This window comes from Bradyrhizobium sp. LeoB3 (assembly GCF_055456055.1).
Genome location: NZ_JBVBEF010000358.1, coordinates 1 through 602 on the forward strand (window position 1 = coordinate 1; position 602 = coordinate 602).

At 62.5% G+C, this 602-nt stretch carries 1 protein-coding gene; it reads left to right on the plus strand.

Annotation, left to right across the window (positions count from 1 at the left end; translation table 11 throughout):
* Positions 1-90: 90 nt before the first annotated feature.
* The coding region (fdh3B, locus tag ACZXDY_RS46315; RefSeq protein ID WP_464350075.1) for a formate dehydrogenase FDH3 subunit beta at positions 91-602 on the plus strand (512 nt) is incomplete at its 3' end.

Genomic DNA, 602 nt, shown 5'->3' on the forward strand with positions numbered 1-602 from the left:
CTGACGACCTATGGCTACGACCCAGCAACCGGCATGCAGGAGCCGAAGGCGACGCTTTGCCAGATCAGGGCCGCGTAAGGGGAAGAGACGATGGCACGCATGAAATTCCTTTGTGATGCGGACCGCTGCATCGACTGCAACGCCTGTGTCACCGCGTGCAAGAACGAGAACGAGGTGCCCTGGGGCATCAACCGCCGCCGCGTCGTCACCATCAATGACGGCAAGCCGGGCGAGCGTTCGGTCTCGATGGCCTGCATGCATTGCACGGACCCGCCTTGCGCGTCGGTCTGCCCGGTGAACTGCATCTTTCCGACCGAGGACGGCGTTGTCTTGCACAACAAGGATCAGTGCATCGGTTGCGGCTATTGCTTCTACGCCTGCCCGTTTGGCGCGCCGCAATATCCGCAAGTCGGTAATTTCGGTACCCGCGGCAAGATGGACAAATGCACCTATTGCGCCGGCGGCGGCGGACCAGAGGCACCAGGGAGCGCGGCGGAATTCGCCAAATACGGCTCGAACCGGTTCGGCGAGGGCAAATTGCCGATGTGCGCGGAGATGTGCTCGACCAAGTCGCTGCTCGCCGGCGATGGCGACATCATCGC